This window comes from Austwickia sp. TVS 96-490-7B (assembly GCF_019331795.1).
In the GTDB taxonomy this organism is placed as follows: Bacteria; Actinomycetota; Actinomycetes; order Actinomycetales; family Dermatophilaceae; genus Austwickia.
In genome coordinates this window covers 379376-401210 of the sequence record NZ_JAHPZL010000001.1, presented here as the reverse complement: position 1 = coordinate 401210, position 21835 = coordinate 379376, and the positions used below count along the sequence as shown (strand labels likewise).

Sequence of the window (21835 nt, the reverse complement as noted above, 5' to 3'; positions counted from 1 at the left end):
TCATCAACAGCATGAAGATGCCGAAAGTCGACCGCTCACGAAGCACTAGGACAGTCGCTATAACTACACCAACCGTCGAAGCAGCAAAGGAGAACAGCCAAGTCGCTCTCATGATCACCCGCAATCATTCTTGATTGAATACAACGATCCTGCGAGTCCGGCCCACGACGCTTCATACCCGATCACCGACGCCCATAGTCCTGCAGTGGCCAGACCGCCGGAAGGAACTTCAGCAACCGTCGATGCGACCAGGCCTACGGTGGACGCCGCCAGACCTACAAGGGAGATGGCTCCGAACAAGAAATCCTCACCGCAGCCTTCGCCAGTGATATCGGTCTTAGCGCAGGTGTTTCCGCTGGCGTAGAGGTATTTGTTCTTTTCTTTGCCGCTCGGGTCGGGGGTAGTGAAGCGGCCGGTGGCGGGGTTATACCAGCGGACGCCGAACCGTGTGAGGCCGGTGGTTTTGTCCAGGATGCCGCCAGCGTAACGGTGAATGTTATACCCCGCGAGGGTGCCTGTTTCGGTGGTGGCGCGGGGTAGGCCGGTGGGGTCGTAGGAGTAGGACGCGATCAACGCACCGGTGTCGTTAGCCAGGCCGATGATCGTGCCGAGCCGGTCGGTCAGGAACCACGCCTGCCCTTCGGGGGCGGCATATCCGATGTTGCTCCCGTTGGGGTGGATCAGGTAGCGGATGGTTGTGCCGCCGGTGGTGTGGCTGGACAGGGCCAGCCCCAGAATCGAACGGCCATACCTGCTGCCATGGGCGCTCAACAGCTGGTTGTACATGCCCGGGCTGGTCCCGCCATAGCCGAAGGACAGCCCGGACCCGGCCACGGTCATGGCCGTGGTGTTCCCCACCGGGTCAGTGACCTGCCCGGTGCGGGCCGGGATACCCGTGCCGTTGGGCCCGGCGGGGGCGGTGGTTTCGTTGCCGTTTCGGTCATAGCCGAACGCCCCATAACTGTTCGAGGTCAGCATCGACGCCGCGTCATAGGCGGCGGTCTCGTTCCCCGCGGCCAGGCCGGTGGCGCCGGTACGGGCCAGGGAGGTTCGATTCCCCATCTGGTCATAGCCGTAGGTCCACGACGCCGCACTGCCGCCGGTCTCGACCACCTTGGTGAGGCGGTTCAACGAGTCATACGTGAACGTCTGCGACGCCCCACTAGCCGGTCCCGGGGACGAGGTGGCCGCGCCGGTGGACCAGGACTGCACGTTCGTCTTGTCCCCGCCGTTGTTGAACGAGTATCCCTGAGAGGTCAACAACGGCCCCGCGTTGTTCAACTGAGACGAGATCGCATCGATACGTCCCGAGGCGTCCATGTGCCGGGACTGGATCACCCCACCAGGGTAGACCCGGGCCAGCTCGGCACCGTTGTTGTCATACCGGAACTTCACACACCCCGCCTGAGCCTTCCCCACCAGATCCGTACCCGGCAAGGTCTGCGCCGGGGTCGCTTGGCGACCCCAATTACAGGAGGCGCCGCTGATCGCAAACACGTAGGCCGCCAAAGCAGACGACCGGCACTCCTATTTGTCCTCCCGTCTGGCTTCTCGATGGGCCCCATCCGGGGGAAACGTTGACTTGCGAACCAGACCGCAGCCGCCTTTTCGCTGATTAGATGGCTTGGGCTTGACTAAAACATGAAAGGCAGTCAAAGTCCCATCGTCGTTATAGACAAACCCCAGAGCCTGGGCCAACCTGCGGCAACTTCTTTTCATGAAACCTCCCACAATGCAAGCAATCTAGTAGCATCACATACCGTATTCGCCATAGCAGCCTCAGTAGTCTATCCAATGCCGTGGCCGACGTGCAGGCTCGAAATCTAGGTCCGCGATGCAGGTAACAACCCAACCGCCCGCGCCGACAAAAGTACCCGCAACAGCGCCATATCCGCCTCCTAGAAGACCACTTAACGGCCAGCCAACTCCCCCAGTTGCGAGACCGCCAATGAGGGCGCCGCCGACCCCACCGATGAACGTTCCGACAATCGTGCCCTTTCCCGTCCACTCCCAGAAATCACCACACACGCTGCTCGGATCCACCCGCTTGCAGGTGTTTCCGCTGGCGTAGAGGTAGTTGTTCTTTTTTTGCCGGTGGGGTCGTTGGAGTAGGACGCGATCAACGCCGCTGCTGGATTTCACGATCTTCCGTAGCCGAGCGGTGGTTGCCGGTGTCGTGGCGGCAGGGCTGGCCACATTCGTCTTTGCCGGAGTTGGGGAGGTGACTTCTCAACACTTTCAATTGACTCGTGGGTTCTCACCCCTGCAGAGTGGACTCCTGCTGGCGACGATTGCGGTGGGCGCGACGCGATCTAGTTCTGCAACGCCCTTTCGATTCAGGACGAACTCACGCCCGTCTACACGGTCACACGCCGCACCGTTCCCACGCCGACCCAGTGGCGCCCACACAATCAGCCCGTGGCCGATGACTGGGTGGTGGGATGGAACCACGAGGCTGACGGGTATCGACTACCCACGGTCGCGGAGTGGCAACTCGCGTGCCGCGCCGATACAACGGGTTCCCGATACGGGGAGTTGGACGACATCGGCTGGTACGCAGAAAACTCCGGCGGGCGCATCCATCCCGTGCGACTCAACCAGCCCAATGCATGGGGATTATTTGACATGCTAGACGGGGTGTAGGAGTGGTGCTGGGACCTCTACGACTGAGCGGTCTATGGCTCCTACCGGATCATCCGCGGCGGTGGATGGAGGGATCCGCAGTGAAGTTGCCGGGCAGGTGTTCGACGCAAAACGAACACCGCATCTTCATTCGGCAACCTAGGATTCCGTATTGCCCGTGGGGCTGCCACCTCGCCCGCCGTGCGACCAGAATGGATCAATTAGCACTCAATCGCTCAGCGTCAAAGTAGTGCGTTCAGTGGTGGCGCCCGTAGGTGAATTCTTGGTGCCCCGCCTCGGTGGTGTCGACCGGGCCAGTCCTCGTGAATCCTGCGGCTTCGAGGACCTTCTGACTGGCGATGTTGCCAGTGTGGACGCGAGTGGGGACCTCGGGCAGGTCCCGTTCCGACAGGGCCCAGTCGGTGACTGCGAGCAGGGCCCGGCGGGCAATGTGGCGATCTCGATGAGCGGGATGGACGAAGTAGGAGACGTTCCAAGCCCCCTCGTCGAGCTTCAGGTCGATGCCGCCAGCGAACCCGGTGGGTGCGCGGATGGCCCAGGTGTAGCTGTCGGGATCGTGGGCGCCGGTCACGTGCGCGAGGTGGTCGCGGCATCGTTCGACGGGTGGTCGGCATGGCCAGCCGAACCAGCGGGCGCACTCGTCGTCCTGGGCGTCAGCCTAGTCTTCCGCGTCATCCAGCGTCGGTGGTGTCAGGGGAGAGTTCGTCCACGATGAGCAGTGGCTGTTGCATGCAGGAAGCCTGAGGACAAACCCAGATTCAAACAGTGAATATTGGTCCCAATTCAGCGGCGGTAGCGTACGTCTCCGACTCCGCGCAGATGCCACTACCGTTGCAGCAGCCCCTCACTCGCCGTAGACGTACTGCTGGAAGCGAGCCGGGAGGCCATCGCTCTGACGATGTAGCTCATTCGCCAGCTGGGACCCTGACAGCGCTTTGCGCGTGTAGCCCGCGAGGCGGCGAGCATGCGCGCCCATATGGGCGATGGCGATCACCTGACCGCAGGCACGCGCGACGGCAGTCGCGGCGGGGTCCTCGCAGTCACGGGCCGCGGCATGGCACGTGAAGGCCAACTTGCGCATGGGCCCCACACCCAGGGACCCCTCACAGAAGTCGTCAACGGCTCCCAGCGCGTTGATCAGGCGATCATCGTCGGGTTGATGGGCCTCGAACACCGGGAGCAGTCGGCCTGCGCAATCCCGCGCCCATCTGATTAGCTCCTTCCTGTCCTGTTCGGCCAAAGTCAGGTCTGCGGGGTCTGGGGCATCTTGGAGTGTCACACCCATTAAGTTACAACTGAAGACTCTGTGTGAGATTTTTGCGACACTTCATGCATAGAGATTCCTCCAAACCTCAAACAGACGCTCAGGCCAGTCGATTTGGCGCGGGCTATAGGTCTTTCAACCCAAGCCATCCGCAACTACGAAGCTGAAGGCGTCCTTCCACCCTCACACCGGTTGGCATTGGGGCACAGGCGGTACACCACAACACACGCTGACGCGCTGCGCGCGTTCCTGGCCTTGACTCGAGCAGCCGGCCGGCCGCAGGCCGTCGCCATCATGCGTCCCATGGCCGAACGGGACTTGGATTCGGCCCTGATGGAGCTGGATCACGCCCATGCACAGCTTCTCGCGGATCGTCACGTCATTGATGCTTTCGTCGTCCGGATCTTCGAAGCCCCTCAGGACGACTCACAGGCATTCCACGAGCTCTTCACTCCCATCGAGCTCGCGCGAAGGGTCGGGGTGACTACGACCACCCTGCGTGCATGGGAGGATGCCGGCATCCTTCACCCACAGCGCGAACCGGGGAGTGGTCGGCGTCAGTACCGCGATGCCGACGTGCGGAATGCCGAACTTGCCCACCTCTTACGCCGAGCAGGCCACGGACTTCGCGAGATCGCGGAAACAATCAATGCCGTGCACACGCAGGAAGTGGCTAAACTGGAATTATCTCTATCGCGCTAGCGCGCACAACTCGAGATACGCGCACGTACTCTCCTGACCGCCGCTGCCGCCTTGGCCAGCTATGCGGACCAGCTTGAGATAACCGGTTCTTCGGACTTGAGCGTGGGTTGAGCGCGGCGGGGTGATGGCGGGTGTGAGGGTCGAGGTCCCTGGCAGGATCAGAGGACTTCTACCCCCTCTGTGCGCCAAGGACCTCGACTGTGCCTGACTCTACTTCGCCATACCCTGCTGCCGGTTCCTGCTCATCATGCGACACGTGGCTGGGCTTGCGGGCCTGCGGGTCCTCGACGTCGTGAATCGCCCCGGGTTCGTTGGAGGCTCTGATTCCTCGGAAGGATGATGAGTGTCATGGCGGCACCGAGGAAGTACAGCTTGGAGTTGAAGGAGCGGGCCACGCGGATGGCGGTGGAGGCCCGTCAGGACCCGGCGTCACGAGCTGGGGCGATCAAGCGGATCGATGATCGGCTAGAGGTGCATCCGCAGGCGTTGCGCACGTGGGTGAAGCAGGCTGAGATTGACGGCGGCCTGCGGGCGGGGACGACCACTGAGGGACGGCGCGTGCGGAAGTACGTCAAAGTGAAGACGCGCGAGAACGTCAGGGCCAAGCAACAGAGGTTGCAGGAGCAGGCACGCCGGGGGCCGGTGGATCCGGAGAGTCCCACGATCGATATGTACCTGCGTCGGTGGCTGGCGGAGGTCTTCGACCCGTGCCTGTCCGCTCACACTCGCGTGTGAAGGCGCGTTCCTCTGAAGCAGTGCTTCCGCTGCCTCAGACCTGCGTCGATGCGTTGCTCGATCCAGCCAAGAGGCAGGCGGTCGAAGCGGCTCGGCTCGGTGAGGTGTGGCAGCCCTCGGGGCTGGTCGTCACTTCCTCTATCGGGACCCCGATGGACCCGCGCAACTTCTACCGCAAGTTCAAAGAGCGCGCGGCCAAGTCCCGCGTACCGGTGATTCCGGTGCACTCGACGCGGCGGACGTGCGCCTCGTTGCTGGTCCACCTCGGGGTGCACCCGCGCGTGGCGATGCAGATTCTTCAGCACTCTCAAATCGCCGTGACGATGGACATCTACGCCCAGGTGTCTTCGGACTCGACCCGCGACGCCCTCGCCCAGCTTGACGCGTCGTTGGGGGTCCGGCTGTGACCAACTTCGGCGGCATAGATGCCGGGGCATGAAAAAGGCCCCTCGCCGGGAAGGAAAAGGGCCTCTGACCTGGGTGGGTGCCCCAGTCAATGCGCTGACAGGGGCCTTTGCGACCCCTCCGGTTGAGCCAGGTACGCCGTAGGTGGCGGAAACCGTACAACCGGATGCCGTTGGGATTGCGTCGCCCGCTCAGACAGCCTTCGGCGTCTCGTGGACGTTAGTGATCCCGTGCCGGTAGATGGCGTCGGAGCCGGTCAGAGTGTCGATCCGCTGGGCGAAGTCGATCCGCTGTTCCTTGGGCAGGAAGGTGGCAAGGTTCATGAAGGCCCAGTGCATGGACTTGGGGTGCACGTTCTTCAGCCGGTTATTGAAGAGGCGGGGCTTCTTGGCGCTGTCCGACGTGGGGCGCATCCACAGGCGGGCGTGGTGGGCCACTGAGTTGCGCAGGTAGGCCAGCGACTTGACCTGGGTCTCGAAGACCTGAGCACTGATCTCTAGGTCCTTGGCGACCGCCTTCCAGACAGGGGACTCGGTGTCCTTGTCGCAGTTCATGACGAACTGGCCGAGCAGCCCGAGGCTGAAACTGTCCACTACGGCCCACAAGGGAAGGTCGGTGGCGAGGTCGAGGCACGTGTCGTGGCACGAGGCTTCGTACCGGCGGGGCTTGGTCAGCGACTTCGAGGTGGCAGCCTCGCGGAGGCACTCATCGACGTAGGGCTCGTCATGACGGTAGATGTGCAGCAGGATGCCCTCCACCAGACGGCTCGGGCTATCGGCGTCGGTGGCCCGGTACTGAGCGGCCTGGAGGTAGGAGTTGGCCGAGGCGAACTTGGCGCAGTAGTGCTCCACAGCCGCCGCACGCAGTCGCCACTCGGCAGTCCGCAATCCCTCGTGAGCGAGTGCCGAGACCTTGGCGTCCAGGTCGATCACCCGGAACACGTCGTCAGGCGACTTGTGAGAGACCTGAACCTGCCGCCGACCCACGAGGGCACGGTAGTTCCGGGCGTAGCCGAGAAAGTAGTGAAAGTTGAGCCGGGAGAGTCGCTCTGCGTGCTCGTCGGTGACGGAGCCTGGCTCGAAGTACCCCCGCGCGTACAGATAGTCCACCCGCTCATCGACGGTGAGGAAGGGCGGAATCTGCACGTTTGGACCTAGAAAAAAAGAGGACCCCCGCAGTGTGCATCACCGCTGACGCGATGAGAGGCGGCGGGGGGACTATTGGTAGGAACCGTACCCTCCGCGCGGGCAGCGATCAAGTCCAGCGGGGCCGTGTCTCGCTGGGGCTGCGGGATCAGCGGGGCGTCTACCTCCAGCGGTCGGCACGGTAGTACGCAAGGGTCGAAGCCTTGGGAAGCAAGGCGAGAGGGTCCACGCCAGGCTACCGTCCAGGTGCATGACCAACGATGTCACGACATCTCAGCAGCCCTTAATCTCCGCCGTCTTCGAGGTAGCCGAGCGCGCGACGACCAGCCTCACCCACCTCGTCCCCGATCTCGACCGAGACCGCACCGAGTACGCGCTGGCGTCGTTACTGCTGGAGGAGGCGTGGGTGGCGCAAAAGTAGCGGCTCAGCAGCGGGCGTTCAGTCTCGGGGAGCGGCCCCACCGTCCGCGAAGCCGCCGAAGGCCCGGATGTCCCGCTTCGGCTCTGGGAGTCCGTCACGGCGGCGCTGAGCCTCGCGGCGGCGGTCTTCTCGGTCCTCGGCCTCGAAGACTTCAGCGAGCGCCTCCAGGTCGGCCTGGAGCGAGTCCTCGGGTTTGTGCTGGGTCATGACGGTCCTCTCTGGCCGGGCTTGTGTGAATGGGTGCTAGCGAGCGTAGATGTACAGGTGTTCGAGGAGACGGACCGTTGCTTCTGGATTATTCACACTCTTCATGCACCGTCATCCCCTTGGACACCTCAGCCGTGGGGAGCGCCGAACTATAGGCGAGCGACGCAGCGCTACCGCGATCCGGTTCTCTCCGGCACGATGCGCTGCGCGAACAACCCCGCCTCGCTGCGCCTCGACGCAGCCCGCTACCCGCAGACCCAGTGCGTCGAAGGCGATCCGTGCCATTGCGGCACCACCGTGACCCTTGGCCCCGACGACCTGCTCAACCTGCGCCAACGTGTCCTCTACGGCACCACCAAGTGGAAGGCTTCCTACGGTCGCCGCTCCGCCGTGGAGTCGACAAACTCCTGCGCCAAGGTGCACCATGCCCGCCTCACCCGGCACTCGACCCGGGTCCGAGGGACCGAGCGCAACGGCATCCTGCTGTCGTTCATCCTCGCGGCGGTCTACGCGTCGCTCCTTCTGACGCGCTACGGCTACGACGTGGGCGATCCGCCGCAGGTCGCAGACGACGAGGTGATCGAGCCGCTGCCCAGCGCAAGGCCGACGAAGGCCCTGCACCGGCAACGGAAGTTCAGCCGACCGCATCGCGCCCAGGCACCACCCGGTCTTGCCCACACCGGACCCCCGACGACGCCCTGGGTCACGGTGAAGCGGACAGCCCAGTCCCCCGGCAAGAGAAGCGTCAAGACGAAGTAACACCCATAGCGACGGCCCCTGCCCGGAAACACCCGAGCAGGGGCCATTTCGTGCCTTCAAGCGGTCCGCGCGCGCTCAACCGCCCGCCGTGACGACGTGGAGCGCTGGGTGGGAGGGTCGAGCGGGGAGATAGGTCTGGCCAGAGGCCCCGAAGGACCTCTGGCCAGCCATTTCCTGAGTCGATGGAGTCACATTGTCTGTGACAGCCTGGGTGGAGCCTAGGGGACTCGAACCCCTAACCCCCTGCTTGCAAAGCAGGTGCGCTACCAATTGCGCCAAGGCCCCGGCCAGCACCGGACTGGTGCTGTTCGGTTGGTCATCACCACGGCGTGGACGGTGACCTCCCTCAGGATACGTGGTTTCAGCCGTTTCTCCGCATCGGGGGCACCGGGTCGGTGACGGAGGCCCACAGCTGCTGCTCTTCGCGCTGCTCTTGGGCCTTGCGGTAGAGCACGAACCCGACGGCGGCGACAGCGGCAAGTGTGACGAGTTTTCGCATGTGAGCAACCTTACGCGACAGGCCTGGTGGGCTGTGTGGGGGTGGCGAGGAGGTCACAGATGTAGGTGTGGAATGCGGTGGCGTCGATGGCTTCGATGACGGTGGCGTTGGGGGTGAGTCCGTGGACGGTACGTCGCTCCGTGGGCGCCGTTGCGGCCGTCTCCTGGCTTTCTGCGGCCGAGGCCTCCGGTGGGAGCCAGGACATCGCCGCGTAGCCTCTGGTGAGCTCTGAGGAGGTGTCTACGGCCACGTGGTAGGGAGCGGCGGCGGTGATGAGTTCGGGGTGCAGCACGATCGCTGCGGACAGGGAGTCGGGGTGGGTGGATCCGGGGATGCCCACGGATTCGTCATAGGCGAGGGTCGCTGAGACGATCCGGGTGAAGAAACGCGACAGTGGGGTGTCGAGCGCGTCGATGCGGGCGAGTGCGTCTCGGCCGAAAGTGGCGTCACGCAATGTCAGCGGCGCCCAGGGCACGAACACCAGATCGGTGAAGCCTGCTTCGCAGACGATGCGGCCCGCTTCGGGGTCGACGTACAGGTTGAATTCGGCAGCGGCGGTGATGTTGCCGCGAGCGTTGTTGGAGCCGCCCATCACGACGAGTCGTTTGACGTTCGCCACGAACTGGGGATCTTTGACGACGGCGGAGGCGATATTGGTCAGCGGACCGATGGCGACGATGGTGAGTTCACCGGCGTGCTCTGCGGCTAGTCGGATAAGCGCGTCGACGGCGTGTTCGTCTTCGGGGTGGCATCCGTCGTCGTCCATGCTCAGGCCACCAGAGCCATCACCGTGGACGTCTTCTGCGGACACCCATTCCCGCATCAGTGGCCGACGGCATCCGAGGTATACGGGGACGTCACCGAGTTTCCCGGCTACTGACAGGGTCATCCAGGCGTTCTTGACTTGCCGGTCAAAACCGACGTTGCCAGCGACCATGGTGATGGCTTGCAGGTCTGCCTGGGGGTCGAGCAGCCCGACGAGTATGGCGACACAATCGTCTTGAGCAGTGTCAGTGTCGATGACCAGGGGGATCGTCACGTAGGGTCCTTTCCTCGCGGGTTTCTTCAGCCTACGGGGCATCTACCCCAGCCATGAACGGACCTCGTACGACGGGCCTGGGTCACGGGTTGGCGGCGAGGAACACGAATGCCGCTAACAACGCCAGATGCACTCCCCCTTGGAGTCTGGTGGCCCGGCCGGGAACGATAGTGAGCATGGTGACTGCGCCAGTGATAGCGAGCAGCGCCATTTGCAGGGAGTCCAGTCCCAGGTGGAGTGGCTCAGTGAACCAGGTCGAGGCGATACCGATCACGGGGATGGTCAGTCCGATAGATGCCATCGCTGAGCCGAGCCCCAGATTGAAACTGATCTGCATCCGGTCTCGCCGAGCAGCTTGGACAGCCGCCAGGGTTTCAGGGGCCAGGACCAGCATCGCAATGACAACGCCGACAAACGAATGGGGAAGGCCGGCGCTGCGAACGACAGCTTCAATGGCGGGGGATTCTGCTTTGGCTAGTCCGACGACGGCCACCAAGCAGACCAGGAGCAGCGCAAGGCTGGTCCATGCCGCTGTGGCTGTCGGCGGGTCAGCATGCTGCTCAGTGTCCTCCGTGTCGGTGTTGACGGGGAGGAAGAAGTCTCGGTGCCGTCCGGTTTGGGTCAGCACGAACACGGCGTACAACACCAGTGATGACACGGCAGCGAACGCCAGTTGACTTCCGGAATATCTGGGGCCGGGCTCGGCGGTCGTAAACGTCGGCAGCACCAAGCACAAGGTGGCCAAGGTGAGCACGGTTGCCAGAGCCGCGCCTGCTCCTTCAGCGTTGAACGAGACGATGTCATGTTTGACCGCACCCATCAGCAGGGATAGGCCGACGATGCCGTTGAGGGTCAGCATCACTGCGGAGAAGACGGTGTCTCTGGCCAGTACGGCGGCTCCTTCGCCACCGGCTGACATCAAGGAGACGATCAAGCCCACTTCGATGACGGTGACGGCGACGGCCAGGACTAATGACCCGTAAGGTTCGCCGACTTTGTGGGCGACGACTTCGGCGTGGTGCACTGCGGCGATGACGCTGCCACCGAGGGCGAGGGTGACGACGAGAATCGCAGTCCACGGCAGTGCGCGGCCCCAGGCGAGCGTCAGGACCGCAATGCCGACCAGGGGGACGACGAAGGTCCAGTCGTGTAGCAGCGACCTCGTGCGTTGGTCCATCGCCACTCCCGTCGTCGAGGTCGTCTGTTCATCGACGATCATCCCAGGCGGCAGGTGAACCAACGACGAAGGGCCCCGAAGCGGTGAAGCTTCGGGGCCCTTCGTCTGTTCTGCTAGTGGGCCTAACAGGACTTGAACCTGTGGCCTCTTCCTTATCAGGGAAGCGCTCTAACCGTCTGAGCTATAGGCCCATGAGAACCCGCTTGACCTTGTGAGTCGCGCGGTTCCCCAGGTTACCCCACTGTTTCATCAGTGACAAAACGAGAGGAGCTGGCGCCATGTCGAGCTGGCCCCGCCGGTCGACGATGGCCGCCAGATTCCTCAGTCGTCGGAAAGCACCATCTGCACTCCGCCCAGCAGAGCAGCGCACAGGTTGTAGATGACAGCAGTCAACGTGGACATCGCGGTGAGCAGGATGACATCGAAGACGGCGAAGACCACGGCCAGCGCCAGGACACGGGCCAGGCTGAACCAGTCAGCAATGTTGATTTTGGTGGCGCTGGATGCCCCGGACTGTAGTTCGTTGATCGTGTCAGTGACCGTGGAGAAAACCCCCATTCCGCTGAGCATCCCCCAGAGCACCCCCACCGCCACCACTGAGGCGATTCCCAAGGCCACAGACAGCAGGAAGGAAATCTTCAGCACGGAGAACGGGTCAATCCGCGACAAGGTGAGTTTGACGCGGCGAGTGTTTTCAGGGCGCGGTGTGCTCGGCGCTGATGGTGCCGGAGCTGGAGTGGGCGCTGCCGCGGTCGTCGCGGCTACCGGAGCCGGACGAGAAGGCTGCGGCGGTGCCTTCGGCGGAGGTGTGGCTTGTTTGGGTGGGGCCGGGGGACGAGCGGCCGCTGCCGGTTTAGTGGGCTGCGTCGGCGGTTTCCCTTGCGGGGCCGGCCGCCCTGGAGGCGTCGGTGGGCGTTGTCCCTGGGGCGGGCGGGCCGGTTGGGCCGGTCCTGGACGTGATCCCTGCGCTGGCCTGGGTGGTTGTCCAGCCGGGGGTTTCCCTGGTTGCGCAGGCCTGTTCCCTGGTTGGGCCGGTCGGCTGCCTTGCGGTGCCGGTCGCCCTTGCGGGGGCACTGGACGTCCAGGAGCTCCTGCCGGCCGGCCTGGTTGCGGCTGCGGGGGACGAGCCGCTTGACCAGGACGCGAGGGCTGCGCTGGCGGTGGCTGCTTAGCAGCCTGAGGCTGCTTTCCCGCCTGGGGGTTCTTTCCAGGCTGTGGAGACGGTTCGCCGGGACGTGAATTCCCTTCCGCTCCCGTCGTCGTACCTGGCACTTTCGTGCTCACTCGCCACCTCCGGCGTCGTCATCTTTCGGAACTACGCTACCTGCCCCATTCATCGACGGATCATTCCTGCCGTCGGTGCTCTGGACGCCGGTTTCAGTGGTTGCCCCGACCGTGTTCTCTGGCCCACCAGGAGTACCTGTCGCCTCAGGTTCCTCGTCGTTGCCATCATCTTCCTCTGTTTCCGCGTTACGGGCGACAGCCACGATCGCATCACCTTTATCGGGCTTGGCGAACTGCACTCCCATGGTGTTGCGACCGGTGCGACGGACTCCGTCGACGCGGCTGCGCACGATCTTGCCTTTCTCCATGACCACCATGACTTCGTCGTTCTCGCCCACAGCGAGTGCTCCGACGAGGTCGCCGCCGCGTTCCGACAACGCCGCGACACGGACGCCAAGGCCGGCGCGACCCTTGACGGGGTAGCCGGAGGCTGGTGTCCGCTTGGCCAAGCCATTTTCGAACACCACGAAGATGTCCGGGTCTTCCCCTTCGGGGATCAGACACATGGACAGCAGTTGGTCGCTGTCTCGGAACTTCATGCCGGTGACTCCACTGGTGGCACGCCCCATGGGACGCAGCACCTCGTCGGTGGCATGGAATCTCAGGCTTTGTCCCTGCTTGCTGACCAGCAGCAGGTCATCATCTGCTGATCCCACGCGCACTCCCACCAGCTCATCGCCGTCGCGCAGGTTGACCGCGATCAGGCCACCAGACCGCGGTGAGTCGTATTCAGCGAGGCGCGTTTTCTTCACCAGGCCGTTACGAGTGGCCAGGATGAGGTACGGCGCGACGTCGTAATCATCAATGGCCATGACCTGGGCGATGTGTTCGTCAGGTTGGAACGCCATGAGGTTGGCGACGTGCTGTCCCTTGGCGTCCCGTCCACTTTCGGGAAGTTCGTATCCCTTAGCCCGATAAACCCGTCCCAGGTTGGTGAAGAAGAGCAACCAGTGATGGGTCGTGGTGACGAAGAAATGCTCGACGATGTCATCGCCGCGAAGTTGGGCTCCACGTACTCCCTTGCCGCCGCGTTTCTGGGAGCGGTACGCCGAGACTTGGGTGCGTTTGGCGTACCCACCGCGGGTGATGGTGACGACGACGTCTTCTTGGGGGATGAGGTCTTCCATGGACATGTCGCCGTCGAAAGGCACGATTTGGGTACGTCGGTCGTCGCCGTACTTTTCGACGATCTCGGCGAGTTCTTCGGAGACGATGGTGCGTTGACGTCCCGGAGTGGCGAGGATGTCCTGGTAGTCGGCGATCAGTCGGGCGAGTTCGTCGTGTTCGTCGATGATCTTCTGACGTTCCAGCGCGGCCAGACGGCGCAGCTGCATGTCGAGGATCGCCTGAGCTTGGTCTTCGTCGATGGTCAAGAGTTCCATCAGACCGCTCTTGGCTGCATCAGCTGAGGGCGAGCGCCGGATGAGGGCAATCACCGCGTCGAGAGCGTCGAGGGCTTTGAGGAGTCCACGCAGCAAGTGGATGCGTTTTTCGGCCTGATTGAGCCGATATTGGGTCCGACGTACGACGACCTCGATCTGGTGCTCGACCCAGTAACGCACGAATGCACTGATCGGCAGGGTGCGGGGCACGCCGTCGACCAGGGCGAGCATGTTGGCCCCGAACGTGGTCTGCAGTTGGGTGTGTTTGTACAGGTTGTTGAGGACAACCTTGGCGACAGCATCCCGTTTGAGGACGACGACGAGTCGTTGACCGGTCCGACCGGATGATTCGTCACGGACGTCGGCGATCCCTGCCAATTTTCCGTCTTTGGCCAGCTCAGCGATTTTACGGGCCAAGGAGTCAGGGTTGACTTGGTAAGGAAGCTCAGTGACCACCAAGCAGGTGCGTCCAGCGATCTCTTCGACCTCGACGCTGGCGCGCATGACGATGGATCCGCGGCCGGTCCGATATGCGTCCTCGATGCCTTTTCGGCCCATGATGAGGCCCCGCGTCGGGAAGTCCGGACCTTTGATGTAGCGCATACACGCTTCAAGACGGTCTTCTTTGGTGGCGTCTGGGTGAGCTAGCACCCACTGCGCCGCTTCGGCGACCTCTCGCAGGTTATGCGGCGGGATTTGGGTGGCCATACCCACAGCGATTCCGGCGCTGCCATTGACGAGCAGGTTCGGGAACCGTGCGGGAAGGACGTCGGGTTCTTGGTTTTTCCCGTCGTAGTTGTCCACCAAGTCCACGGTGTCTTCGTGGATGTCGCGGACCATCTCCATCGCCAATGGCTTCAAACGACATTCGGTGTATCGCGCGGCGGCAGCACCGTCGTCACCGGCGTTACCGAAGTTGCCCTGCCCATCGATCAGCGGGTAACGCATCGACCAGGGCTGCACCAGCCGGACCAGGGCGTCGTAAATAGCTGAGTCACCGTGCGGGTGGTATTGACCCATGACGTCCCCGACGACGCGGCTGCATTTGTTGTAGCCGCGGTCGGGGCGGTAGCCGCCGTCATACATGGCGTAGACGATCCGTCGATGCACCGGCTTCAGGCCGTCCCGCACGTCCGGCAGCGCCCGACTCACGATCACGCTCATCGCGTATTCGATGTAGCTGCGCTGCATTTCGGCGTTGAGGTCGACCGGTTCGACACGGTCGTGGTCGGCGTGGCCTGTGTCGGGCTCGCCGGTGCCCGGGGTGATGTCGGTGTCCCCGGTGGGCGGGTTCTGCTCGTCAGTCACGATTCATCGTCCTGTTCGGATCGGTTCGTACGTCGAAGGGCTGGCGCTGTCCACTGCTCGTCCGGTGGCATCGTCACAGGTCCAGGAATCGCGCGTCGCGGGCGTTGCGTTGGATGAAGCCCCGTCGGGATTCCACATCCTCACCCATCAACACGCTGAAGATTTCATCGGCAGCGGCGGCATCATCCAGGGTGACCTGCAGCAACACTCGGTGCGCGGGATCCATGGTGGTCTCCCACAGCTCCTGTGCGTTCATCTCGCCCAGACCCTTGTAGCGCTGGATGCCGCCGTCCTTGGGCAGCCGCCATCCCTGGCTTTGACCAGCAATGACCCGTTCGTCGCGCTCTTTGTCAGAGAAGACAAAATCGTGCGGGTGGTTGCTCCACTTGAGGCGGTATAGCGGCGGCTGAGCGAGGTAGACGAACCCGGCTTCGATCAGGGGCCGCATGAACCTGAAGAGCAGCGTCAACAGCAGGGTGCGAATGTGCATCCCGTCCACATCCGCGTCAGCCATCAGGATGATCTTGTGGTAGCGGGCTTTATCCAGGTCGAAGTCCTCCCCGACGCCGGTACCGAAACCACTGATCAGGGCCTGAACCTCCTGGTTGGCCATGACCTTGTCGATGCGAGCCTTCTCGACGTTGAGGATTTTGCCTCGGATCGGGAGGATCGCCTGGTTGAAGGGGTTGCGGCCGTCCTTGGCGGAGCCGCCAGCCGAGTCACCCTCCACGATGTAAATCTCTGACACGCTCGGGTCTTTGGACTGGCAGTCCCGGAGTTTGCCAGGGAGGCCTCCGGATTCCATCAGACCTTTACGGCGAGTGCTCTCCCGAGCCTTCCGGGCTGCGATGCGGGCAGCTGCAGCTTGGACAGCTTTGCGGACGATGTCCTTACCTTCAACCGGATGACGTTCCAACCAGTCGCTGAACTCACTGGTCATGGCGCCCTGGACAAACCCCTTGACTTCGGAGTTGCCCAGTTTGGTTTTGGTCTGTCCCTCGAACTGGGGCTCACCCAGTTTGACGGAGATGACTGCAGTCAAACCTTCACGAATGTCATCGCCGGTGAGATTGTCGTCCTTCTCCTTGAGAAGGTTTTGCTTTCGGGCGAATTCGTTGACGAGCCGGGTCAGGGCTGCCCGGAACCCTTCTTCGTGGGTGCCGCCCTCGTGAGTGTTGATGGTGTTGGCATAAGTGTGCACCGACTCGCTATAGGCAGTGGTCCACTGCATGGCGACTTCGAGGGAGAGGTTCTTGTCCGAGTTCTCCAACTCGAAGGAGATGACGTCAGGGTGGATCGATTCACTGCGCTTGCTGTTGTTGAGGTGGTTGACGTAGTCGACCAGCCCACCGTCGTACCGGTAGGTGACTGTCCGTCCTTTGGCTCGCCCCTGCTCGTCGGTGGCGACGGCCTCGACAGGTGCTTCCTCAACTCGAGGAGCCTCGTCGAATCCCTCGGCTGCTGCGAGCTCAGACTCCTCTTCCAACACACTTTCAGCGGCCTGCACTGCCTGTTCACGCTCATCAGTGAGGGTGATGGTCAGGCCTTTGTTCAAAAAGGCGTACTGCTGGAAACGGGCCCGGACAGTCTCGAAGTCGTATCTGGTCGTCTCGAAAATATCTGGGTTGGCCCAGAAGGTGATGGTGGTGCCTGTTTGGTCACTGGGTTCCATCTGGCGCAGCGGCGCGGTGGGAACACCGTGGTCGAAGGCCATCCGGAAGGCGTGGCCTTTTTGGCGGACCTCAGCTTCCAACCGGGTCGACAAGGCGTTGACCACTGAGGAGCCGACACCGTGCAGACCACCGGAAACCTTGTAGCCACCGCCACCGAACTTGCCACCAGCGTGCAGCTGAGTTAGGACCAGTTCGACTGCGGAGACACCTTCTACCGGGTGAATGTCGGTGGGGATGCCCCGGCCGTCGTCGCGGACTCGGACGCCTCCGTCAGCCAACAAGGTGACATCGACCCGGGTGGCATACCCGGCCAATGCCTCATCCACCGCATTGTCGACGATCTCCCACACGAGGTGATGCAGACCGCGTTCCCCGGTGGAACCGATGTACATTCCCGGGCGCTTCCGAACGGCCTCAAGGCCCTCCAAAACGGTGATGGCACTGGCGTCGTACGCCGGATCGGTCTGGTGCGCACTGGTCTCGGTCACGACGCTCCTGCAGACATGGGCCGTCATACCGGCACACGCTCCGTACCCGGCGCAGCACTCTCCGGGCGTCGGCGTACGGCTCCGGCACGAACGACGAAACTGTTCTAGCCCGGCCATCCTACCGGGGGACCAGTCAGCTGACCGACCACCGGGGCACCGGCGAGCCGCCCTGAGGCGATAAAGGCCCTCCGTCGACTCCCCGTATGGGAGAGCGGTGGCTGAGCCTCAGAGCGCCGTTTTCAATGCACCTGATTGCATCAGTGAAGCCTGGACGTCGCGGTTCACCCATAGGTGTCGCGCGGTCCTCGCCCTCCTGGCGCGGCCCGACCTCCGCGCCGCCAGCTCGGAGCCGCTGGCCCAAGAATCTGTAATTCGGTGACCACCCCTGGTCCAACCTCGGCGGCCAGACGCTCCAGCAGCATCGGCGTCATATATCGCAAGGTGGTCGCCCAGCTTGTCGAATCCGCCTGGACCGTAAGGATTCCCTGGTCAAAGGTCGACGGGACCACATGGTGCGCGACGTCCTCTCCGACCACCGATGGCCATCGGGAGACCACTGACCCCACAGCAACGTCACTGGACCATCCACGCTCAGCCAACAGTCGACCTAGTTGGTCACCGAGAAGGACAGGATCACGGCCATCAGCTCGCGAGGAGCTAAAGGTGATGTCGCTGGCCGGTCGGCGGCGCCTGCGAGAGACGGCCCGTGAACTCGGACTCAGCCCAGCGGCTTTAGCTGCTGAGCGAGCTCGCGCCAAGGCACCGGCGGCAGCATCGTCCAACGGGTTATCCACAGGCTGTGGATCATCGTCCACATCCTGTGGATCGCGCTGAGAATCATCGTTTGACATGCTGTTTTCCTACTGTGGCGTTCATGAAGTCATCGACTTGTCCACCGATATATCCACAGATGTGGATGGCTCCTCCACCGAGGTTGGCCCCTCCATCGATATCACCTGTCCTGGCTCCACCCGGCAGGTCGCGCCCGACAATATCTCGGGGACATCTTCAGGGACCGCTGCAGTGATCACGACCTGTTCGGCGTCAACAATCATGGACGCCAGCTTCTCCCGCCGACGAGCATCCAGCTCCGCAAACACATCATCAAGAATGAGAACCGGGTCGTCTCTGAGGTCACGGCGAAGCAGCTGGAAAGCAGCTAGCCGCAAGCCCAAAGCCAAGCTCCACGACTCACCATGGCTGGCATACCCCTTCGCCGGCATATCGCCCAAGGTCAGCACGACATCATCTCGGTGCGGTCCGGTCAACGACACGCCCCGCTCGATCTCTGACGATCGCACTGCTGCCAAGGCGCGCAGCATCGCCTCTCTCAGCTCTTCCTGCTCGGGCACCTCTCCCTGCGCGATCCGTTCGGCATCGACGTCACCGAGCGAGGACTTGTACGCCGCATGGGCCCGCACCGGGGAAGAACTCACCTGTTCGTACGTGTCAGTCAAGAACGGCCGAAGATCTCGCAGGAGACGCAACCTCGCGTAGAGCAAATGCGACCCGACCCCAGCGAGCTGGTCGTCCCACACATCAAGGGTGTGAAGCGCGTCGGCCACCTGTGCGGACAGTGCCATCCCTGGGGCGCTGCGCGCTGAGGACCGTCGACCTGACTGCCGTAGTTGTGCTGTGGCGGAACGTAATAGCGCATTTCGCTGCCGGACAATCTTGTCGTAATCAGCTCGCACTCCAGCCCAGCGCGGCTGGCGGGAGACCAACAAGTCGTCAAGGAAACGCCGACGCTCAGCAGGTTCTCCCTTGACCAGAGTCAGGTCTTCGGGTGCGAAAAGCACCGTACGAATCGCCCCGAGCACATCCCGCGGCCGTGGCACCGGGGAGCGATTCATTTTGGCCCGATTCGCACGCCCTGGGACGATCTCGATCTCGAGGAGTTGTTCCCGCCCGTGCTTGACCACGGCACCGCGCACCACAGCTCTCGCAGCGCCGAATCGCACCAACGGCCCATCCTGAGCGACCCGATGGCTGCCTAACGTAGCCAGATAACCGATCGACTCGATCACATTGGTTTTCCCTTGGCCGTTGTACCCGACCAAAGTCGTCACGCCAGGAGAGAGCGCTAACTCCAAACTGTGATAGCTACGAAAATCACCCAGGGACAGATGCCTCAGATACACCCCAACCTGCCGCTGCCGGAATTACTGCGGCGCGACGTGGTCGGGAACGTGGTCTGGCGAGGGGGCGAACCCGTCGTCAATCATCGCGACCGCATGACCGCCAAACTGGCCACGAAGAGCCGAGACAGCCTGCATGGTGGGGGAATTTTCCTGACGAGAGGCGAACCTGGCAAACAGAGCTGCCGACAGCACTGGCATCGGCACAGAGTGGTCGATGGCCTCCATCAGAGTCCAACGCCCTTCCCCTGAATCAGGCGTGAACTCGTCTACCCCTTCAAGGTGCGGGATCTCTTCGACCGCTTTCACGAGCAAGTCCAGGAGCCACGACCGCACTACCGTGCCCCGGGTCCACGCTTTGAAACAGCCGTGCACATCAGTGACGAGATCCTTCGCTTCCAGGAGTTCCCATCCTTCGGCGTAGGCATGCATCAATCCGTACTCGATGCCGTTGTGCACCATCTTGGCGTAGTGACCAGCTCCGACGTTGCCTGCGTGGACAAATCCCTCGTCCCGCGGACCCTCGGGGCGCAACGCATCGAAGATAGGCATGAGCTGATCGACGTGCTCCGCCTCACCGCCGACCATCAGCCCATAACCGTTATTCAAGCCCCAGATGCCTCCGGAGACCCCGCAGTCCAGATAGCCGATCCCCTGGGCAGCCAACAGCTCAGCGTTGACAGCGTCGTCTTTGAAGTAGCTGTTACCCCCGTCAATGACGATGTCGCCCGGTGACAACACCTCCGAGAGCTCCCGGACCGTCTGCTGGGTAGCGGCCCCGGCTGGCACCATGACCCACACTGCTCGCGGAGCAGACAACGACCGGACGAGATCCGACACGCTCGAGACATCGCTGACCTCAGGGTTGCGGTCATATCCGATGACCTCATGCCCAGCGCGGCGGAGACGTTCGCGCATGTTGTGGCCCATCTTCCCCAGGCCGATCAATCCGAGCTGCATGGCGTGAGCCTCCGTTCGTGGGGTGCTGACTTCGGTGCGATGTGCCGGGTTGGTCTGGGCACCGGCCTGCACCTGAGACGACATTAACCCGCAGGAAGGTGGTCCAGCGGGGCGGGTGTACTCATCAACGAGTTCCCAACCGCTCCCCAGCATGACATCCCGATGGGGGTGCCTCGGGGTCAGCTGCCGAAGCGGACCGGCATCAACACATACCGGTACGACGTATCCGGCTCGGCATCCAGTTGCCCCTGACCTGACAACACCGCAGGACGGGAGCTTTGTGTGAAGGCCATTCGCGAGAACTGTGTCCCCACCGCGTGGAGACCGTCCAGGAGGTATTGCGGATTGAAGGCAATCTCAATGTCTGGACCGTTGAGAGAGCACTCAATGGCTTCTGAGGCCTGAGCGTCTTCACCTGCACCCGCATCAATGGTGACGTGGCTTTCAGCAAACCGCAGTCGAACAGGGGTGTTGCGCTCCGCAACAAGGGCGACTCGCTTGACTGCTTCGACCAGTGAGGCTGTCTCTAGCACCGCCGAGGTCTCCACCTTGGACGGGAAAATGGACGTCACCTTCGGGTACTCCCCGTCCAACAATCTGCTGGTGGTACGCCGTTGACCAGCTTCAAACCCGACCAGACCATCACCCCCTGCCGCATCACCGATAGCGATCTCAACAGAGGCCGAGGCACCGAGGGCTTTGGCCGTTTCAGCCAGTGTGCGAGCAGGCACGAGGAGCACCGCGGACATATCGCTGTGCCGAGGGTTCCATTGGAGTTCCCGCATCGCAAGGCGGTAGCGGTCGGTCGCGAGCAGGGTCATAGTGGACCCTTCAATCATGACCTTGACTCCGGTGAGGATCGGCAGGGTGTCGCTGCGGTCTGCCGCAACGGAGACCTGCGCCACAGCCTGTGTAAACAGATCTCCAGCGATCGATCCGCTCGGGTCTGGTGCCACTGGGAGCGTGGGGTAATCCTCGCTCGGCATCTGCAACAGGCTGAACCGGCTCGATCCACAGGTGAGCTGGACCTTGTTGCCCTCCGTCGCCACCTCGATAGGGCGCGCAGGGAGGTTCTTGGAAATATCCGCCAGCAGCCGACCGAGAACGAGGACCTTTCCGCCCTCAGTCACGTCGGCGGGCACGGTGATCTTCGCTGAGGTCTCGTAGTCGAACGCCGATAACGTCAACGTCCCTGACGGATCAGCCTCTACTAGCACTCCAGCCAGTACGGGGACAGGCGGTCGGTTCGGTAGGCCTCGCGCGGCCCAGGTGACGGCCTCGGCGAGGACGTCACGATCCACACGGAACTTCACGGGATTCTCCGCCTCTTCTGCTGCAGGTCAATGCCCCCGACTGTAGTGCGGTTCAGCGTACCGGCCAATCGGATCTGTCGGGGTGTCTCGGGGTCCAGGATGCACGGGAATCACGGTTTCGCTCAGCTCCGCCCCCGATCGGCCGATGAGGTCCCAAAGCCCGAGTTGTCCACAGCGCTCGTACTCAGAACCTTCATCTTCCTAGTTATCGTTCATCGTCATCATAGGCCCTGTGGATACTGTGGAAAACCGACGTAACAGCAGCTCAGGGCCTGTTTTTAGGTGTGGACAAC

Annotated in this window: 21 protein-coding genes, 2 tRNA genes and 2 pseudogenes; 7 read left to right on the top strand and 18 right to left on the bottom strand. The window is 62.8% G+C overall.

Features of this window, described 5'->3' with window-relative positions; all coding sequences use genetic code 11:
* Window positions 1-114 precede the first annotated feature (114 nt).
* A complete protein-coding gene (locus KEM60_RS01795; RefSeq protein WP_219105770.1) occupies window positions 115-1509 on the bottom strand; it encodes an RHS repeat protein in 1395 nt (464 codons plus the stop codon).
* A gap of 270 nt (window positions 1510-1779) precedes the next feature.
* Window positions 1780-2196 (bottom strand): hypothetical protein, encoded by a 417-nt coding sequence (locus KEM60_RS01790; protein WP_219105769.1) that lies wholly within the window; start codon window positions 2194-2196, stop codon window positions 1780-1782.
* Between the two features lie 138 nt (window positions 2197-2334).
* Here KEM60_RS01790 and KEM60_RS01785 point away from each other — a divergent pair, with 138 nt between their 5' ends.
* Window positions 2335-2643, top strand: a complete 309-nt coding sequence (locus KEM60_RS01785; protein WP_219105891.1) for an SUMF1/EgtB/PvdO family nonheme iron enzyme — start codon at window positions 2335-2337, stop codon at window positions 2641-2643.
* Between the two features lie 235 nt (window positions 2644-2878).
* On the opposite strand, the pseudogene KEM60_RS01780 reads toward KEM60_RS01785, so the two are convergent.
* Together KEM60_RS01780 and KEM60_RS01775 are read right to left on the bottom strand one after the other, a co-directional pair.
* Window positions 2879-3283: pseudogene (locus KEM60_RS01780) on the bottom strand (GNAT family N-acetyltransferase); the annotation flags it as partial.
* 204 nt (window positions 3284-3487) lie between these two features.
* Window positions 3488-3928 (bottom strand): putative immunity protein, encoded by a 441-nt coding sequence (locus KEM60_RS01775; RefSeq protein WP_370626258.1) that lies wholly within the window; start codon window positions 3926-3928, stop codon window positions 3488-3490.
* A gap of 93 nt (window positions 3929-4021) precedes the next feature.
* Between KEM60_RS01775 and KEM60_RS16795 the strand changes: the two are divergent.
* From KEM60_RS16795 to KEM60_RS01760, 4 genes and pseudogenes are all read left to right on the top strand, one after another.
* A pseudogene (locus tag KEM60_RS16795) lies at window positions 4022-4159 on the top strand (MerR family DNA-binding transcriptional regulator); the annotation flags it as partial.
* Between the two features lie 51 nt (window positions 4160-4210).
* Window positions 4211-4609, top strand: coding sequence for a MerR family transcriptional regulator (locus tag KEM60_RS01770; protein WP_255574125.1), 399 nt, complete (start codon window positions 4211-4213; stop codon window positions 4607-4609).
* A gap of 348 nt (window positions 4610-4957) precedes the next feature.
* A complete protein-coding gene (locus KEM60_RS01765; RefSeq protein ID WP_219105767.1) occupies window positions 4958-5344 on the top strand; it encodes a transposase in 387 nt (128 codons plus the stop codon).
* A complete protein-coding gene (locus KEM60_RS01760) occupies window positions 5341-5751 on the top strand; it encodes a tyrosine-type recombinase/integrase (RefSeq protein WP_255574124.1) in 411 nt (136 codons plus the stop codon). The genes KEM60_RS01765 and KEM60_RS01760 overlap by 4 nt, the downstream gene beginning before the upstream one ends.
* A gap of 189 nt (window positions 5752-5940) precedes the next feature.
* Here the strand turns inward: KEM60_RS01760 and KEM60_RS01755 are convergent, their stop codons facing one another.
* Window positions 5941-6894 carry an Abi family protein gene (locus KEM60_RS01755; RefSeq protein ID WP_219105765.1) on the bottom strand — a complete coding sequence of 318 codons (954 nt, stop codon included), beginning with the start codon at window positions 6892-6894 and terminating at the stop codon, window positions 5941-5943.
* A gap of 250 nt (window positions 6895-7144) precedes the next feature.
* Here KEM60_RS01755 and KEM60_RS01750 point away from each other — a divergent pair, with 250 nt between their 5' ends.
* Complete coding sequence (locus KEM60_RS01750) at window positions 7145-7315, top strand: hypothetical protein (RefSeq protein ID WP_219105764.1); 171 nt, start codon at window positions 7145-7147, stop codon at window positions 7313-7315.
* Between the two features lie 18 nt (window positions 7316-7333).
* Here KEM60_RS01750 and KEM60_RS01745 read toward each other — a convergent pair whose 3' ends face one another.
* Window positions 7334-7522: a hypothetical protein gene (locus tag KEM60_RS01745; protein ID WP_219105763.1), complete on the bottom strand. Its 189-nt coding sequence runs from the start codon at window positions 7520-7522 to the stop codon at window positions 7334-7336.
* A gap of 57 nt (window positions 7523-7579) precedes the next feature.
* Here KEM60_RS01745 and KEM60_RS01740 point away from each other — a divergent pair, with 57 nt between their 5' ends.
* The gene (locus KEM60_RS01740) at window positions 7580-8281 is read left to right on the top strand and encodes a hypothetical protein (RefSeq protein ID WP_219105762.1); all 702 of its coding nucleotides are present in this window, start codon (window positions 7580-7582) and stop codon (window positions 8279-8281) included.
* A 212-nt stretch (window positions 8282-8493) separates the two neighbouring features.
* On the opposite strand, the gene KEM60_RS01735 is transcribed toward KEM60_RS01740, so the two are convergent.
* The 12 genes from KEM60_RS01735 to dnaN form a co-directional block, all read right to left on the bottom strand.
* Window positions 8494-8566: transfer RNA gene (locus tag KEM60_RS01735), tRNA-Ala, on the bottom strand.
* 76 nt (window positions 8567-8642) lie between these two features.
* The gene (locus tag KEM60_RS01730; RefSeq protein WP_219105761.1) at window positions 8643-8780 is read right to left on the bottom strand and encodes a DLW-39 family protein; all 138 of its coding nucleotides are present in this window, start codon (window positions 8778-8780) and stop codon (window positions 8643-8645) included.
* A gap of 10 nt (window positions 8781-8790) precedes the next feature.
* Window positions 8791-9819 (bottom strand): nucleoside hydrolase, encoded by a 1029-nt coding sequence (locus KEM60_RS01725; protein WP_219105760.1) that lies wholly within the window; start codon window positions 9817-9819, stop codon window positions 8791-8793.
* An 82-nt stretch (window positions 9820-9901) separates the two neighbouring features.
* A complete protein-coding gene (locus KEM60_RS01720; RefSeq protein WP_219105759.1) occupies window positions 9902-10996 on the bottom strand; it encodes a calcium:proton antiporter in 1095 nt (364 codons plus the stop codon).
* A 117-nt stretch (window positions 10997-11113) separates the two neighbouring features.
* Window positions 11114-11187 (bottom strand) — tRNA-Ile (locus tag KEM60_RS01715).
* Window positions 11188-11317: 130 nt separating this feature from the next.
* The gene (locus tag KEM60_RS01710; protein ID WP_219105758.1) at window positions 11318-12070 is read right to left on the bottom strand and encodes a DUF3566 domain-containing protein; all 753 of its coding nucleotides are present in this window, start codon (window positions 12068-12070) and stop codon (window positions 11318-11320) included.
* Window positions 12071-12276: 206 nt separating this feature from the next.
* Entirely contained in the window at window positions 12277-14970 is a 2694-nt protein-coding gene (gyrA, locus tag KEM60_RS01705) for a DNA gyrase subunit A (RefSeq protein ID WP_370626256.1), read from the bottom strand.
* Between the two features lie 73 nt (window positions 14971-15043).
* Complete coding sequence (gene gyrB / locus KEM60_RS01700) at window positions 15044-17131, bottom strand: DNA topoisomerase (ATP-hydrolyzing) subunit B (RefSeq protein ID WP_370626255.1); 2088 nt, start codon at window positions 17129-17131, stop codon at window positions 15044-15046.
* A 281-nt stretch (window positions 17132-17412) separates the two neighbouring features.
* Window positions 17413-17982: a DUF721 domain-containing protein gene (locus KEM60_RS01695; RefSeq protein WP_219105756.1), complete on the bottom strand. Its 570-nt coding sequence runs from the start codon at window positions 17980-17982 to the stop codon at window positions 17413-17415.
* Window positions 17983-18003: 21 nt separating this feature from the next.
* Window positions 18004-19272, bottom strand: a complete 1269-nt coding sequence (gene recF, locus KEM60_RS01690; protein ID WP_219105755.1) for a DNA replication/repair protein RecF — start codon at window positions 19270-19272, stop codon at window positions 18004-18006.
* 21 nt (window positions 19273-19293) lie between these two features.
* Window positions 19294-20382, bottom strand: coding sequence for a phosphogluconate dehydrogenase (NAD(+)-dependent, decarboxylating) (gene gnd / locus KEM60_RS01685; RefSeq protein WP_370626254.1), 1089 nt, complete (start codon window positions 20380-20382; stop codon window positions 19294-19296).
* 26 nt (window positions 20383-20408) lie between these two features.
* Window positions 20409-21542, bottom strand: a complete 1134-nt coding sequence (gene dnaN / locus KEM60_RS01680) for a DNA polymerase III subunit beta (RefSeq protein ID WP_219105754.1) — start codon at window positions 21540-21542, stop codon at window positions 20409-20411.
* Window positions 21543-21835 lie beyond the last annotated feature (293 nt).

Bases quoted from the DNA above. Each gene is read 5' to 3' on its own strand.
- KEM60_RS01775 (WP_370626258.1), bottom strand. From the start codon at position 3,928: ATGGGTGTGACACTCCAAGATGCCCCAGACCCCGCAGACCTGACTTTG.
- KEM60_RS01745 (WP_219105763.1), bottom strand. From the start codon at position 7,522: ATGACCCAGCACAAACCCGAGGACTCGCTCCAGGCCGACCTGGAGGCG.
- KEM60_RS01765 (WP_219105767.1), top strand. From the start codon at position 4,958: ATGGCGGCACCGAGGAAGTACAGCTTGGAGTTGAAGGAGCGGGCCACG.
- KEM60_RS01695 (WP_219105756.1), bottom strand. From the start codon at position 17,982: ATGTCAAACGATGATTCTCAGCGCGATCCACAGGATGTGGACGATGAT.
- KEM60_RS01730 (WP_219105761.1), bottom strand. From the start codon at position 8,780: ATGCGAAAACTCGTCACACTTGCCGCTGTCGCCGCCGTCGGGTTCGTG.
- KEM60_RS01750 (WP_219105764.1), top strand. From the start codon at position 7,145: ATGACCAACGATGTCACGACATCTCAGCAGCCCTTAATCTCCGCCGTC.
- KEM60_RS01770 (WP_255574125.1), top strand. From the start codon at position 4,211: ATGGCCGAACGGGACTTGGATTCGGCCCTGATGGAGCTGGATCACGCC.
- gnd (WP_370626254.1), bottom strand. From the start codon at position 20,382: ATGCTGGGGAGCGGTTGGGAACTCGTTGATGAGTACACCCGCCCCGCT.
- KEM60_RS01720 (WP_219105759.1), bottom strand. From the start codon at position 10,996: ATGGACCAACGCACGAGGTCGCTGCTACACGACTGGACCTTCGTCGTC.